Source organism: Pseudomonas kilonensis (assembly GCF_001269885.1).
GTDB classification, from domain to species: domain Bacteria; phylum Pseudomonadota; class Gammaproteobacteria; order Pseudomonadales; family Pseudomonadaceae; genus Aquipseudomonas; species Aquipseudomonas kilonensis.
On the sequence record NZ_LHVH01000019.1, the window covers coordinates 124,991 to 140,742 of the forward strand.

Sequence of the window (15,752 nt, forward strand, 5' to 3'; positions counted from 1 at the left end):
TGCTGTTCCCGCAGCTTGCGCAGCTTATGGCAACCGCCTACCAACCCTTCACACCACTCATGTCAGGCAACTTGTGAGCGATGCCTTTGTGGCAGTCGATACAGGTGGCTTCGCCGTTGGCCAATGACGTCGAGTGCATGGACGCGGCACGCTTGCCCTGGCGGGTGAAATCCATGAATTCGAAGTTGTGGCAGTTGCGGCATTCGCGAGAGTCGTTGGCCTTGAGCCGGGCCCACTCGTGTTCGGCCAGTTCGCGGCGCAGGGCGAGGAATTTGTCGCGTGTATCGATGGTGCCGAAAATCTTGCCCCAGACCTCCTTTGACGCCTGCATCTTGCGCGCGATTTTATGGGTCCATTCGTGCGGCACGTGGCAGTCCGGGCAGCTGGCGCGTACGCCGGAGCGGTTGGTGTAGTGAATCGTGTCCTTGAGCTCGACGAAAACGTTGTCGCGCATTTCATGGCAGGAGACGCAGAACGTCTCGGTGTTGGTGGCCTCCAGCGCGGTGTTGAAGCCGCCCCAGAAAACGATCCCGGCGATAAAACCGCCAAGCGTCAGGAAACCCAGGCTGTAGTACATGCTCGGACGACGCAGGACACCCCAATAGTCCTTGAGCAGGGCGAACAGTGCTTTCATGTTGCCTCCTCAAGGCTTTTGCGCGGCGTTTGCGTCGTCTTGCAGGATTTTGTCGATGGTCTGGAAGTTGTTTTCCACCAGTGGTTTTACGTCGGCCTGCGGCACGTGGCACTGGTTGCAGAAGTACCGACGCGGTGCCACGGCTGCCAGTGCCTGGCCGTCACGGTCCATGTAGTGGGTGATGCTGATCATCGTCGCCTGGGTCCGCGCGCTGTTGGCGCGGCTGTGGCAGGACAGGCATTTGTTGCCGTTCTTGTCGATCTGATAGCCGCGGATGGTGTGCGGAATGGTTGGCGGCTGGTCCGGGTAGTTGCGCTCGCGCTTGAGGTCCTTGTTTTCCTCTTCGGCAATGGGTGGGGCAGGCATGCTTTGGGTCAGAGTGCCGCCGGGACGGCGCCCGTCCGGCGCTGGCGCATCGAGCGGGTAGTCGATTTCAGCGGCGATCGTCACACCGATCACAGCGAGCAGGAGCAACGGCAGGATTCGAAAAAACATCACGGTTCTCCTCAGGCCACGCTGACCAGCTCGATGCGTATCGCGCATTTTTTATAGTCGGTCTGCTTGGAGATCGGGTCGGTGGCATCGAGCGTGACCTTGTTGATCAGCTTGTTGGCATCGAAGAACGGTACGAAGACCAACCCCTGAGGTGGCTTGTTGCGCCCGCGAGTCTCAATGCGCGCACGGATTTCACCGCGTCGGCTGATCAGCTTCACCTCGCTGCCGCGCCGCGCCTTCAAGGCCTTGGCATCATCGGGGTGCATGTAGACCAGCGCGTCTGGCACGGCTTTGTACAGCTCTTCGACGCGCTGGGTCATGGTGCCCGTGTGCCAATGTTCGAGGACGCGGCCGGTGGACAGCCAGAATGGGTATTCGGCGTCCGGGGATTCGGCGGGTGGCTCGTAGGGGAGGGCGAAGATGATCGCCTTCTTGTCCGGATAACCGTAGAACTGCACCTCGCTGCCTTTCTCCACGTACGGGTCCAGTCCCTCGCGGTAACGCCAACGGGTTTCCTTGCCCTCGACCACCGGCCAGCGCAGGCCGCGTTCGCTGTGGTAACGGTCGAACGTGGCAAGGTCATGCCCGTGGCCGCGACCAAACTGGGCGTACTCTTCGAACAGACCTTTTTGCGGATAGAAACCAAAGGCCTTGGCTTCATCGTTCTTGTAGCCGGCTTCCATCTGGTCGACGGGGAACTGGTCGACCTGACCATTCTTGAACAGCACCTCGAAGAGAGTCTTGCCCTTGAGCTCAGGGGCCTTGGCCAGTAACTCGGCGGGCCAGGTTTCATCGGTGGTGAAGCGTTTGGAAAACTCCATCAACTGCCACAGGTCTGACTTGGCGTCTCCCGGTGCACTCACCAACTGGTGCCAGAATTGCGTCCGGCGTTCGGCGTTGCCAAAGGCGCCTTCCTTTTCCACCCACATGGCGCTGGGCAGGATCAGGTCGGCGGCCTGGGCGGAAACGGTCGGATAGACATCGGAGACGATCATGAAGTTGTTCGGATTGCGCCAACCCGGCAGGACTTCCTGCATGATGTTCGGCCCGGCCTGCATGTTGTTGCTGGCCTGGGTCCAGCAGACGTTGAGCACGCCGTCCTTGAGCATGCGGCTCTGTTCGACCGCATGGAAGCCGGGCTTTTCCTGGATGGTGCCGGCGGGCAGCTTCCAGATTTTTTCGGCGGTGGCGCGGTGCTTGGGATTGGTCACCACCAGGTCGGCCGGCAGCCGATGGGAGAAGGTCCCGACTTCCCGCGCGGTACCACAGGCCGATGGCTGGCCGGTCAACGAGAAGGGACTGTTGCCCGGTTCGCTGATCTTGCCGGTGAGCAGGTGGATGTTGTAGATCAGGTTGTTGGCCCAGACGCCACGGGTGTGCTGGTTGAAGCCCATGGTCCAGAACGAGACGATCTTGCGTTTGGGATCGGCGTACAGCTCGGCGAGGCTTTTCAGCCGTTCAGCGGGCACCCCGGTCTCCTTGGCGGTTCGCTCCAGTGTGTAGGTTTTGACGAACGCGGCGTACTGTTCAAAAGAGATGTCCGTCCAGGTGTTGGCCTTGGTGGCATTGGCGGCTTTCTTCTCCCGTGGATCCTCCGGGCGCAGGCCGTATCCGATGTCGTCGGCCCCCTTGGCGAACCGGGTATGCTTGCTGATGAAGTCCTGGTTGACCGCGCCGCTTTCGATGATGTGGTTGGCGATGTAGTTGAGGATCATCAGGTCGGTTTGCGGCTTGAACACCATGGGGATGTCGGCAAGCTCGAAGCTGCGATGTTCGAAGGTAGACAGCACCGCCACTTTCACATGGGACTGGCTCAAGCGGCGGTCGGTGACGCGGCTCCAGAGCACCGGGTGCATCTCGGCCATGTTCGAACCCCAGAGCACGAAGGCATCGGTGGCTTCGATGTCGTCATAGCAGCCCATTGGCTCATCCATGCCAAATGTGCGCATGAAGCCCATCACCGCCGACGCCATGCAATGGCGGGCGTTGGGGTCGATGTTGTTGGTGCGAAAACCGGCCTTCATCAGTTTGTTGGCGGCGTAGCCTTCCCAGACCGTCCATTGCCCGGAACCGAACATGCCCACTGACTGGGGCCCTTTATCCTTCAAGGCCTGCTTGAACTTCAGCTCCATGATGTCGAAGGCTTGTTCCCAACTGACTGGCTGGAATTCCCCTTGCTTGTCGTACTGGCCGTTCTTCATGCGCAACAGCGGTTGGGTCAGGCGGTCGACGCCATACATGATCTTGGAAAGAAAATAGCCTTTGACGCAGTTCAGCCCTCGATTGACCTCGGCCTTGACGTCGCCATGGGTGGCGACCACGCGGTTGTCCCGGGTCGCGACCATCACACTGCAACCGGTGCCGCAGAAGCGACACGGGGCCTTGTTCCAATCCAGGGTGACCATGTCGGCTTCGGTCACCAGGTTGCTGGCGGATGTCACGATCGGAAGGCCGGCAGCGGCGGCCGCAATGGCAGCGGCCTGTGCCTTGACGAATGCTCGGCGGGTCAGGCTCATTCGGTCTCTCCATCGGGTTCGAGGAGTTCGTGGTAGATCAACGCGGCATTGAGTACGCCCGGCAGTTGGTTGATCTGTTCGATGCGTTGAAGGATCTGGTCTTCGTGTCGGGCTTCGAGCACCACCACGAGTTTTCCGGCGGCGCTTTCATGATGCAGTTCCAGGCCATCCAACAGCCGCAGGTTGGCCTTGACCGCGTCGAACAACTCCGGTCGGGCAAGTACGATGAGACTGGCAATATGCAGGGCTTCGTCCATGAGCGGGCTCCAATAGCCTTCAAGAAAACGCCATCCGCTAGTTGGGAGGACCGGGTGGGCCGTACAGCATTTGGAAAAACCAGACGAGGAAACCGTAGCCGCCGACGATGGCGACCGACAGTAACGGAAAGAGGCAGATGACAAGGAAAAGGAACAGCCGGGTTTCCTTGCGGCGTTCAGGTTTGCGTTCTTCAGCCAACGACATTGGGAATCCCCCGCCGAACCTGAGTTGATACTAGACCACGAAGTTTGTAGGGCTTCTTCGATGGGGGACATCCCGACCAGCGGTTATTTCGAACAGCAGGCCTATGTCCCCGTTCGCTGCGCCACCTTGCAGATCGGCGCCTGCCCAAGGCCAGGCGCCGATCCGTCCAGCGCTTACATCCAGTACCGCAAACCGACCATCAAGGACTGGGCATTGTATTCGGTTTCCACATCAGCCGGGGGCAGGCCCTGGATCTTGCCGAAGTTCGCTTCGCCGGTCTTGAAGTAGCGATAATCCAGGGACATGGACCAATGCTCGTTCAGCTCGTAAGCGACGCCGGCGCCGAGTTGCCAGGCCGTGACGGTGTCGCGATGGGTGCCGCCGAACTCGACGCCGCCCGCTTCCAGGCCTGTGATGGTCATCACGGCGTAGCCCAGGCCACCGCCGACATAAGGTGTGAAGCGGCTCAAGGGGGCCGGCAGGTTCGAGATGTCATACCAGAGGTTGGCCATGAGGCTGGTGGCTTCCTGTTCGCCTTTGCCCTCAATGCTGGTGCCGCCCTCGTAGATCCGGTTATTGAACTGGTCCATGGTGTTGCGGCGGTAGCTCAGCTCGACCTCGGGCCGCAGCCCGACCGGGAACCGCCAGCCCAGTGCCAGCCCGGTGGCGTAGCCCGAGTGCAGCGGTTGATTGTATTCCATCTCGACGAATTCGTTGTTGTTCTGGGTCAGGTCCTGATTAGAGACCCAGTTCACGCCACCCATGGCACTGACATAGGGGCCGAGGTTGTCGGCGAAACTCGATGCTGGGGCAATAGCCCCCAGGCCAACGATTGCCATGAGCAGATACTGGGTGTTTTTCTGTACGTTCATGCTAGATCCGAAATGTGCTGTTATCGATAAGTAAGCAAAGCGAGTCCGGGAAGGCGCGTTCTGCACGCGTGCTTCCGGGAGGCATTCACACGAGGTGCAAAGGCGTCGCGGTTTTCTCGTGTCCTGGGGCGCCGATGGCCCGTTGTTCAGCCAGCGTGCACAGGTTGTCCAGTGCCGTGGTCATCGCTGCGGTCAACGCTTTGCGCAGCAGTCCGCGATACAGAAAACTCAACGGCCCGGAAATCTTCGCGCTATGGATGACATGGGTTTCATCGGGAGAAATCCTGCGCATCTGGTGATCGAATTCGAGGTCGATCCACAGCAGCCGTGCGCTGTTGCGATAGCTTTCGTGCAGGCTCACGGCTTCCAGTTTCAGTGGCATGTTCAAGCCATTCTTGAGCACACATTTGCCGCGCGTCCCCACCTGGAACGGGCCGTCGAGTTGACACTTGCGGACGTCGGTATCCCATAACGGCGCTTCTGCAAAATTGCTCCAGATCTTCCAGATTTCAGAAGGAGGCGATTTGACTATGACTTGCACTTTGACATCGTTCACGGCGACACCTTGGTTGTGGGGGACACGGTCATGCTGGAGGGCAGATCCATTCAATGCTCAGGCCGCCGGTGCGGATTGACTCAGCACCTGAGCGGTAATGCTCGCTTGACCGATTTTTTCGCCCCGGTTGAACAGGTCGATATAGATGCGGTTGGTCTTGAATGCCTGGAGCGCCGCATCAAAGCCGGCTTGCGGCGCCAATGACAGCGGGCTGTTCCTGGGGATGGGGCGATCCAGGGTGAAGCTCAAGGCCAGCAGATTCATCGGGGTATTGAGTGGAATCCGCAGATGGCTGTGGGCGATCTGCATGTAGCACTGGCGAGCGACTTCGAGGAAATACACCATCGAATAGTGCTCGGGATCACCTGCGTGGAAGAAGTGTTCCGGCGGCAGTTTCAACGTGTCCACGCTCAGGCCCTGGGCGACGCTGCTCATCTCACTGACGATGACGTTCTCCTCCCTGGCCTTGTGCAACAGGGCCTTGTTACGGCAGGGCGTGGCGGTGAATTCGCTGGCTGGCAATGTCTCGAACGCCGAGCTGTAGCCCATCCCCAAGACGCAGGTGCACATCACTTTTCCATCTTGCATGACCTTGGCATTGAACACCTGGGGATCCTGGCCTTGCTCGACATGCAGATCGATCACGCCCTGCTTCTGCACGTATTGCTGGAACTTGATCGTCAGGCTCTTGATGTAGGCGACTCGTCCGCTCAGAGGCGGCATGGCCAGTTCGATCAGTTGCAGCACACCCTCGAGCAGCAAAATGCCCGGGACGTGATCCAGGGGATGATCGAAGAAGTACGGGTGCGCTTCATCCACCACCAGCTGGGCGTGCAGCGACTGTGGGCTGCGCTGGGCGTTGGCGATCACGATATGTTTCGCGCTGCGCTGCCAGTGCGTCGGACGCTGGGTTGTGTCGCCACGGTGCAGGGCGAACAGGCCTTCCATGGCGCGAACCCGCACCCGCAGCCCGGAGAGCAGGGTACTGGTGAGCAAGTCGCTGAGTTGCTGCACGTCGACGCCATCGTTCTGCGGTTCGCGGACCAGGCTGACAGGTCGGGCAGGCGTGATGACCTGCTGCAGTTCGTGGGATGACGAATGGGCAAAGCGCAACATGAAGGGATGCTTGATGGGCGAGCTGGCCTCGGCCGCCGTCGGGCTCCATTGGCGAAGCTTTTCGGTAAACAGCCACATCACCGTCTTGCCGGCGTCGCGTACCTCGATCACGGAATGGGTCGCGCCCTTCAACATCACCGCCAACAGGGTCTCGATGCCACTGGCTTCAGCCAGGAAACCGGTCATCTCCTGCAGTGATCCACTGGCAGGTGTCGCAGCAGGCTGCAACTGACAGACCTCAACGTCTGCATAGTCGCTCGGCGCTTTGCCCAGCCGTTGGCAAGCCTCTTCCAACGAGTCGGCAGCGTGGGCGAGGACCGCCGCGCGGATCACCAGCAAGGGTTTGTCTGCGGCATCCGGTTGATAGCGACGCAGCGCGATCAGCCCCAGTCCTTCACCTTGCGTGATCGTGCTGCTCCGGGCGCGCTCGACCTCGATTTCACCGCTGACAAAACGCCCTGCGCCGAGCAGCAGCGTGGTGATGCCGTCGTTGAACCATTGCGGCGAGGCCAGCAAGGTTTGCCAGAACAGTCCCGCCGTGCCGACCAGGGTCTGATGGAAACCCTTGAAGTCAAAAATCTGCGCCGGGTAGCCGGACAACATGTTCGGCAGCATGGTTGCCACGTCCGTCACCTCGACGCCCGGTGCCGCACCTTGCGCCCGGGAGTAGAAGGTGTGGGCGCTGCTGTAGGCATTGCTGAAGCGCTCGCCACCCATGTTGCAGCACATGACCATCGCTGTGCCGGGCGAACCGGCCACGCCTGGCAAACGTCGCAGCAGATGATTGACGCGATCGGTGATCAACAGCTTGAACGGGTCGACATGAGCCAATGGCTTGGGACCCATGCCAAAGCCATCGATATCGATGACGTGGTCTTGCGCGAGGAATTTGCCCAGCAACGGTTGACCGGGCGCCGGGGTGTAATCAACGAAGCGCCCATAGGGGAACATGACCGAGGGCGCGGCGGGTTGATCGAGTTGCTGCTGGAATGACTGCAAGGAACGGTGGCTGCCCAGCGCTGCTTCGGCCTCGACAATGGCAAGGTCGAGCATTACCACGCCACTGGCGCTCGCCGGGGGCGTGGCAGGGCGGTCGGCGGGAATGTATTCGTCCACCACCAGGTGCGCGTTGGCGCCGCCGAAACCAAAGCTGGAGATGCCAATGCGGATTGCAGACTGACGCTCCTCCAGCGGGTGTAACTGTTGGGTGGCGAGTCGCAGGCAGGTCTCGTCGACCTTCGTGCTGGGGCGGTAACCGGGCTGCGGTGGAATGCCTTTATGGCGCAGTATCATCAACGCCTTGGCGAGCGAAGCACCGCCGGCAGCGGCCAGGGGATGACCGATGACCGACTTGATCGAACCGATGGTGATTTTCTTGCCGTCCGGACGATGGGGGGCAAAGAAGCTGTTCAGCGAGGCCAGCTCCGTTGCGTCCCCCAACGGTGTACCGGTGCCGTGGGTCTCGATGTAGTCCACGTCCCGTGGATCAAGGCCGCGATAGGCACGTTGGTAGGCTGAGTACTGGGCCTGTTTGCCCGGCGCAAACACCGAGCCTTCGGCGCCGTCGGCGGACATGCCCAAGGCGCGCAGCACGCCCAGGGGACGGCGCTGCGCCGTCAGGGCCTGGGCCACCGGTTCGACCAGAAAGGCCACCGCACATTCGCCTGGCACAATGCCGTCGGCGTCCTGGCCGAACGCTTCCATCCGCGCGCGGGCGGAAAAGGCCGTCAATTGCGAGAAACCCAGGAACAGCGCGGGTGGCAGCACGGTGTTGAGGGCCATGACAATCGCGTTGTCCGCCTGGCCACTGTTGACCAGCGCCTGGGCCATATCCAGGGCATAGGGGAACGAGCTGCACGCGGTGTCTACCGATAACGCCGGCCCGCCCAAGGCAAAGGCCGCCGCCAGTTCCGCGACTTGTTCGCCCGGTGTAAAGCCCGCCGGTGCGTCGGTTTTTCCGGACATGCCGGTGACGAAATAGCTCTCGTCACTCCAGGAGGTCGCGACCACCAGCGCGGTGCGCTCCCTGTTCAGCGCCGAGCCTTGTCCAGCGAGTTGGGTGAGCAGCGCCTGGAGCACTTTCTTGCCGATGGCGACCTGTCGCCCTTCGTGCCGTGATGGGGTCGAGGCGTCGTCGGTCAGGCAAAAAGCGCTGTCCAGGTAGATGCGATCCTTTTCCCCGGTCGTGCTTGAATAGATCGACGCCTTGTCCAGTTCCCAGCGTGCCGGCATGGATTCGATCGGTGCGATCTGCCCTTGCGAGAGCAACTGCCAAAGCGCATCCGTGGACGACGCCCCCGGAAACTCGCCCGCCATCGCGCTGAAGCAAAAATCGCCCGTTGTTGTTACTGCGCCACTCATACCCTGTCTCCCTGATCGCCAAAAAAGCTGGGTGACCTGTTCGATCACCCGGATTCCATTCCTTTCGCTCGTTACCGGTCAGCTCAGCCTGGCGAGCAACGACAGGGCATCTTGCGGCGTGCGACGGGACATCAGCGCTTCACCGGCAAACTCGCTGGCAGAGCACTGTTGCGCCATGGATTGGCAGAGCGCTTCTCGGGCAAAGCCGTTGAGACCCAGTTGGGCGAACGGCGTCTGGATGTCGATCGACTGCGCGGTGTCCGGGATCAACGGAGACAGGGCGTTGAGCAGCAGGTTTTCTTCCTGCCCTTGAGTGTTCGTTGTGGCCGGTGAAGGCTCGTCGCCAGGCACCGCCTGCGGCTGGGGATCGGCCAGGGCGGCTTGAATCAGGGCGATGGTTGCCTGCGGGAACTTGGCGTTGGCCAGTTCGGAACTGTGGGCCTTGAGCTGAGGCCACATGGCGACTACCGACTCCAGGAAGTCCAGTTGCACCAGCGAATCCAGGCCCAGGCTTTCATAGCTTTGTGTCGGGTCGATCTGCTCGACCGTAAAGCCGGTGATGGTCGCCAATTGCTCGAATACCCACGCTTGGACGTCCACCGCTGGCGCCTGCGGATCGGCTTCAAGCCGCGCCAGCAAAGCGGTTGGGGTAGGGGCGTCGAAGAGCTGCGAGGTCAGGTCTTTCTTTTCCGGGAAGTGCTGGGCCAGGGATTCGAAAATATCCACCAGCCCCAGCGAATCGATCCCCAGGCTCTCGAAGCTCTGATCGAAGTCGATCTGTTGTGCCTGGAAGCCGGTGACCGTGCTGATTTCCGCACGCAACCATTGCCCGTAGCTGAGTGCATTTGTCTCTTCGACGGCTGCGGCGGCTTCGACGACAGGCGTCGGCGCCAGTATGGTCGGGTTCGAATGAACCGGCTCCAGCACGGGAACACTCTTGTTGACGGCAGCTTCGGTCCCATTGGCATAAACGCCTTCAAGGACTTGTTGATGAGCATTGAAATAATGCGCAGTGACCGTTTCGGCCTGTTCCAATAGACGCAGTAATATCGATTCTTTGGCGATATTGGATTCGCACAGTGAATCAATGATCTTTTCGGAAAGAGAGAAATAGCTATGGGCTATTTTCCCATTGGACACGATGAATTCCTGCACAACATCGTTAAGTTGCAAGCGCATAAGATTCTCCTAACCAAGTCGGTCGATATTTCTTTAAGTAAGAAAGATCAAAAATCATGGCCCAGGGCGGGGCCTTGTTTATATCAATTAATCAAACTGGCAGTAGCCATGGAGCGACTTAAAGTTGGAGTTCCACTGCTTCGGTCTCGCAAGATATTGTTGTTCTGGCGCCTTTGAGCAACCCGGACCTTACGTTCAGGTATGTCATCAGCGTTATTGCATCGGCGCCGAGGAAAGCGATATAGCCGTCAGGACGAATCAGCATCATCGTGCCTTCCTTGGCGTGGTAGCGCTTATGCAGCCGCCAATCGGGGTCCAGCAACGTCGAGTGCCAAGCTGGCAGGCCGGCGCCGCTCAGGGCGTCGATCACGCAGTAGGCCTTGATGCCTGGGTAGTCCTTTTCCACCGACTTGGCCAGCGTGTAGTAGCCTGGCAACAACGGCGAAAACTGATCGGCCGCGCTGAAAATCAACAGCGTGAATGTCCCGTGGAACAAGTCGATCAAGCGTTTTGTTGGCATCCCTTGCAGTTGCCACAGTTCGACATCGGGCGCCAGTTGCCCGGCGCGAGGCGGTGCGGTCTGGAACTCGGGTTTTTTCCCTTTCTTGCTCCAGTTCTTGCGCTGCTTCTTCGTCAGCGATTCTTGAATGTAGTCACTTTTCTCATAGTGATATTGATGACCGGAAATCATCGACGGCAGTTTGCGCTGGGCCTTTTTACGGTTGCTCAACAGCGGCAGGACGTTGTCGCGCAGCCACACCAGGGCGCGACGCTGGACTGTAATCAGCCCCGTCAGCCGGTGGGCGGTGTTCTCGACTTCCAGGGCAACCGGGTAGCGCTCTTCGTTGTAGCTGTCGAGCAAGGACGGATTCGCCAGGCCCTGATCGACATAGGCCATTTTCCAGGCCAGGTTGTAGGCCTCGGAAACCCCCAGGTTCATCCATTGCCCACCGATGGGGCTGCCGATATGCGCCGCGTCCCCTAGCAGAAACACGGAGCCTTGCTGCATCGATTGCACGCGGCGATGCTGGAAAGAGGCGATGGTGGTCGATGAAATGTTGGACAGCGTCATCTTTTGCCCACGCCCTTCGCACAAGCGCTGGAAGTTCTCCAGGCTCAAGGATGGGCGCTCGCCTTCTGGCGGCAGGTTGTAGGGCATTTCGATGAACAGCCGATAACGCGATTGAGCACTGATCGGTGCAACGGCCACATAACCGTCCTGCGCACCCAGGAAGAACGCGCCCTCATCCTTGCTTCCGGACCACTCGATATCGGCATCGGCGAGCATGAAGAAGCGGTCGTAGGACGAGCCTTCGAAGGTCATGTCCAGGCGTTTTCTGATGTTGCTGCGAGCACCGTCGCACGCGGCCACCCAACGACTGGTGAAGTGTTCGTCGGTGCCGTCGGCATGCTTGAGCGTCATGCTCACCGAACCCGGCAGGTTTTCGATGTCCACCAGTTCGGTGTTCCACTCCACCTCGGCACCCAGCGCCTTGAGCCGCTCCAGGAGAATTTTCTCCGTTTGCGGCTGTGGCAGGCTCAGGAGCAGGGGATAGGGCGCATCCAGGTAGGAGAAGTTGTAGTTCAGTACCCGCTTGGCATTGGACTGCACCGAAAACTGGTTGATCGTGAAGCCGTCGCTGATGGCTTGCTCGGCAACGCCCAGGTCCCGAAAGATTTCCAGGGTCCGGGAATGGATGGCCATCGCCTTGGTCGCCGTCGAGGGGCCGGCGTTCCTTTCAATGATGCGGAACGACACGCCCCATTTCTTCAACAGGATTGCCAGGGACAGGCCAACAGGACCGGCACCGACGATCATCACGGTCGGGGCGCTGCCAGGTCGCTTGAAATGCTTGGGGGCCAACGTGCTCAGAGTGTTCATCGATCAGTACCAGTTTCTGTAGAAGGGAGAGTTGGCAATGCCGAGCAGGGCATCGTCGCCTGATGAATCGCCGTAGGCATAAATGTAAAAATCATCAAGGTTGCTCAAGCAGCCCTTGAGCCGCGTGACTTTCTCTCGCTCTACACAGTTGGTACCGGATATTCCGCCGGTCAGCTTGTTCTTTGCCGTGGCCAGGCGGGTGCCGCACACATAGTCAAAACCCGCCGCCTGGCCCCAGGGGATCAGGTAGTTTTCCGGCGAATTGCTCACCAGCGCGGTGACGTGCCCCATGGACTGATGCCATTGCAGCCGCCGCATCGCCTCGGGCCTGAGCCAGAGCGGCAGCAGCTCGCTGATGAAATACTTGGCATGCTCGCGCTCTTGCTCCACCGACAGGCCGCCCAGGTAACAGGCAATGAAGGCCAGCCGTGCTTGCATCAGCGGGGTGATGCCGACGATCACGCTGAGCATCTTGGGCAGCAGGGGAATGATCCGCAGCCAGAACGAGCGGGTGCCCACGATATAGCGCATGTAGCGCCAGAACGTGTGCCGGTCGGTCAATGTGCCGTCGAAGTCGAAAACGGCCAGGACCGGTTGTGTGCTGTTAGCGTGCATGTGCCTCTTCCTTGAGAGAAATAATCTCGATGGTCTTGGGCAGCTTGAAGCCCGATAGGTCGCGCGAAAGCAGGGTGGACAGCGCGTTCTGGGTCAGCTCGCCGGTCCCTTCGACGCACAGGTGCAGCACGTTGACTTCCTTGTGGTCCGGGACGATATAGGCCTTGGCACGCAGCACGTCAGGGTGCTTGAGCGCGACGGATTCGATTTCCACCAGGTCGACCATCTGCGCCTTGATCTTCGAGATTCGCAGGCGTTGGCAATAGAAAAACACATGCCCGTCGTCGTCCCGCCAGACCAGGTCACCGCTATGGAACCAGCCATCGCGGAAGAACCGCGCATTGGTGTCCTCGGCATCGTTATAGCCGTCGATCACCATCGAGCCGCGTATCAGCAATTCGCCGATGCGCCCAGGCGCCACGTCCTGGCCCTGGGCATCGACGACTCGCAGCTCCACACCGCTGATCGGTTGGCCCATGGCGCCACGGTGGACCGTGCCAATCGAGCTCTGGACGATCACCGGCATGCTTTCGGTCAACCCATAGCCTTGCAGCACCGGATTGCACCCCAGCAGTTTCCCCAGCTTCTCGGCTTCATCGGCCGGCAGGTGGCTGCCGCCCGAGTAAATCATCAGCTGCGGGTGCAGCGGCAACAGCGCGCCTTTGCGCTTGGCCAGGCGTGTATTGAAGTAGCGAATGACGTCGGGCACCAGGCAGGCGAAGGTGACCTGATGCTCGGACAGCACTTCGGCGAGGTCTCGATTGAGCAGGGTGTTGGTCATCAGCAGGGTGGCGCCAATGCTCAAAGGAAACACCATCATCACGGAGAGGCCGAAGATGGCATACAACGGCAGCGTCACCAGATGAACGGATCCGACGCCTTGCAGATGAAAGTGCTCATGCAGCCCGTCGCTCGATTGCGTCAGGTCCAGATAACGGTGAGAAACCGCCAGGGGTCTACCGATGCCACGATAGGTGAATTGTACCGAGACGATCGGATTGCCCTCGGGCAACAACAAGGGTTCGATCTGGCAAGGCAGTTGAGAGAGGGCCGTTGCGTTGGCGGGCAGGGGCGATGACGGTTCGCTCCCACCGTCCAGCACCAGGGAGTGCCTGACACCGTTGTCAGCCTGGAATACCTCACTGTGTTGCACCCATAGCGCTTCGGTCGTGACCACGAGCGTCGGCCTGGCGAGGCTGACGACATTGGCCATTTCGAAGGGGGTCAACTTGTAGTTGAGGATGACCGGAATGGCGCCTCGCCCGATGATCGCCAAGTAGTAAGCGATGAATGCCACCCCATTGGGCAGCACCAGCGCTACTTTGTCGCCAGGCAATACACCAAGCGCTGTAAGAGCGCCATTGCATTGTTCAGCCTTGATGTGCAACTCTCGGTAAGTAACGGTATCTTCTTCCGTGTCCAGATGCCGAATAGCAACTTGCTCGGGGAACGATTCCGAAAAACCGACAAAGCGATGCAGAAAACCTTCTTTATATGAAAGGCTTTTCATTTACCAACCTCTCTCAATCCTTGGGTGTATGGCTAGTCAAAAAAAGTACTACAGAGGTAGGCTATATATGAATTGTTTCAATTAAGCATCTGTGTAGTTGTTATTCCGATACCAATCCAGGGTATCGGTCAGGGTTTCAGCAACAGGGCGGAACTTGCACTCCAACTCCCGTGAGCTTTTGTTATGGCTGAAATGAGTACGGCCTTGTTCTTGCTCCATGAGCTTGACCGTGGAGGTACTGATGAGCACCGGTTTTTTGGTGATCCGGTAGTAACCTTCATAGATAAGCGCGATGATTCGCAGCATGAACAGAGGCACTTTTCGCTCTGGGGCTTTTATGCCACTGACGCTGGACAGCGCCTGGAAAATGCTCTTCATGTCCATGTGATTGCCGGCGGCCAGGTAACGTTCTCCGGACCTGCCGCGACTGATGGCCGCGATTTGATGCTCGGCGACGTCCCGGGCATCGACAACGGAAAAGCTTCCGGGGAGTACGCCGGGCAATTTTTGTCCGACAAAGTCGAGCAGGAACTGTCCTGACGAAGTAGGGCCGATATCGCCGGGGCCGAACATCCACCCTGGCAGGACCATGGCGATAAACATGTCCGGGTGCTGCGCCAGGAATTGCTGGACCTTCTGTTCGGACAATATTTTGCTCAAGTAGTAATCGTCAGCCTCCAACTCACTGCGAGACATGGTTTCATCGATCACTTGATCCCGATTGCCCTTCAACACGGCAATGGAAGAGGTGTGGACTGCACGACGGATACCGGCGTCATAAGCGGCTTGCAACAAGCGCTCGGTGCCGGTCACATTGGTGTCATACAGTTTTTGCCAATGTTTCCCGCCTTTGTAACTGTCGCGGAAATAGGCGGCCGTATGAAACAGGGCATCACACCCTTGCAGGGCATGGGCGAAAGCATCGACATTGAGCATGTCGCCTTCGACCAACTCCACGGGCAGGTTGCCGAACTGTTTTCGGGCTTTCTCTACAGAACGAACCAGCGCTTTTACTTTGATGTTTCGTTTTAGTAGCGCACGAACGACATTATTCCCGAGCAGGCCAGTAGCGCCTGTAACGAAGGCATATTCCATTAAAATCCTGCTCCTGTGAGGTGACCTGCCATCGCATCGAGACCCGTGTCACTGACTCGATGCCCTGATCAGGCGTTGGGCTCCACCAACGGCGCAAGTAAAAACCATCCGGTATCTGAAAATCAAGTGGTATTTCGTCGGATTGATGAGCTGATCGCTCTGAACCGGGCTTCATGCCCGTTTTTTCACGTTCCAGCGTGGGGTGTCGGACAGAAAAATATCCGGTTTGAGTCGCCCGACACCACGTCAGGGACTTATCGAGTGGGGGCAAACGAAAATTTCAATTCGCCTGTACACCGGCAAAAACTGTGGCCACCGGCTCATCTAGCGTGCCCTGCCGGTTGCTCCAACTACATGGCACATACATGGCGGTTTTTGAAAGTTAAAATGTAAATGATTGAACAAGGCGCGTATAAGATATGATGGCGAGAACGGGTTCCGTACAGTGAGGCGTCGATT

13 protein-coding genes are annotated in these 15,752 nt (G+C 59.1%); all 13 read right to left on the reverse strand.

Features of this window, described 5'->3' with window-relative positions; all coding sequences use genetic code 11:
• Positions 1-37: 37 nt before the first annotated feature.
• Positions 38-634, reverse strand: coding sequence for a cytochrome c3 family protein (locus AD662_RS12990; protein ID WP_053187740.1), 597 nt, complete (start codon positions 632-634; stop codon positions 38-40).
• 9 nt (positions 635-643) lie between these two features.
• A complete protein-coding gene (locus AD662_RS12995; protein WP_053187743.1) occupies positions 644-1,129 on the reverse strand; it encodes a nitrate reductase cytochrome c-type subunit in 486 nt (161 codons plus the stop codon).
• Between the two features lie 11 nt (positions 1,130-1,140).
• A complete protein-coding gene (napA, locus tag AD662_RS13000) occupies positions 1,141-3,645 on the reverse strand; it encodes a nitrate reductase catalytic subunit NapA (RefSeq protein ID WP_053187746.1) in 2,505 nt (834 codons plus the stop codon).
• On the reverse strand, positions 3,642-3,902 hold the full coding sequence (locus AD662_RS13005) for a chaperone NapD (RefSeq protein WP_014338487.1): 261 nt from the start codon (positions 3,900-3,902) through the stop codon (positions 3,642-3,644). The genes napA and AD662_RS13005 overlap by 4 nt, the downstream gene beginning before the upstream one ends.
• A 37-nt stretch (positions 3,903-3,939) precedes the next feature.
• Positions 3,940-4,107: a periplasmic nitrate reductase, NapE protein gene (gene napE / locus AD662_RS13010; protein WP_014338488.1), complete on the reverse strand. Its 168-nt coding sequence runs from the start codon at positions 4,105-4,107 to the stop codon at positions 3,940-3,942.
• A gap of 173 nt (positions 4,108-4,280) precedes the next feature.
• Positions 4,281-4,979 (reverse strand): outer membrane protein, encoded by a 699-nt coding sequence (locus AD662_RS13015; RefSeq protein ID WP_018603830.1) that lies wholly within the window; start codon positions 4,977-4,979, stop codon positions 4,281-4,283.
• 85 nt (positions 4,980-5,064) lie between these two features.
• Positions 5,065-5,535, reverse strand: a complete 471-nt coding sequence (locus AD662_RS13020; RefSeq protein WP_053187749.1) for an SRPBCC family protein — start codon at positions 5,533-5,535, stop codon at positions 5,065-5,067.
• A 57-nt stretch (positions 5,536-5,592) separates the two neighbouring features.
• Positions 5,593-9,012 carry a polyketide synthase family protein gene (locus AD662_RS13025; protein ID WP_053187752.1) on the reverse strand — a complete coding sequence of 1,140 codons (3,420 nt, stop codon included), beginning with the start codon at positions 9,010-9,012 and terminating at the stop codon, positions 5,593-5,595.
• A gap of 78 nt (positions 9,013-9,090) precedes the next feature.
• Positions 9,091-10,191 carry a phosphopantetheine-binding protein gene (locus AD662_RS13030; RefSeq protein WP_053187755.1) on the reverse strand — a complete coding sequence of 367 codons (1,101 nt, stop codon included), beginning with the start codon at positions 10,189-10,191 and terminating at the stop codon, positions 9,091-9,093.
• Between the two features lie 118 nt (positions 10,192-10,309).
• Positions 10,310-12,073, reverse strand: coding sequence for an FAD-dependent monooxygenase (locus tag AD662_RS13035; protein ID WP_053187758.1), 1,764 nt, complete (start codon positions 12,071-12,073; stop codon positions 10,310-10,312).
• Between the two features lie 3 nt (positions 12,074-12,076).
• Positions 12,077-12,688 (reverse strand): HAD-IB family hydrolase, encoded by a 612-nt coding sequence (locus AD662_RS13040; protein ID WP_053187761.1) that lies wholly within the window; start codon positions 12,686-12,688, stop codon positions 12,077-12,079.
• Complete coding sequence (locus AD662_RS13045) at positions 12,678-14,198, reverse strand: class I adenylate-forming enzyme family protein (protein ID WP_018603842.1); 1,521 nt, start codon at positions 14,196-14,198, stop codon at positions 12,678-12,680. The genes AD662_RS13040 and AD662_RS13045 overlap by 11 nt, the downstream gene beginning before the upstream one ends.
• A gap of 81 nt (positions 14,199-14,279) precedes the next feature.
• On the reverse strand, positions 14,280-15,293 hold the full coding sequence (locus AD662_RS13050; protein WP_014338495.1) for an SDR family oxidoreductase: 1,014 nt from the start codon (positions 15,291-15,293) through the stop codon (positions 14,280-14,282).
• Positions 15,294-15,752: the final 459 nt, after the last annotated feature.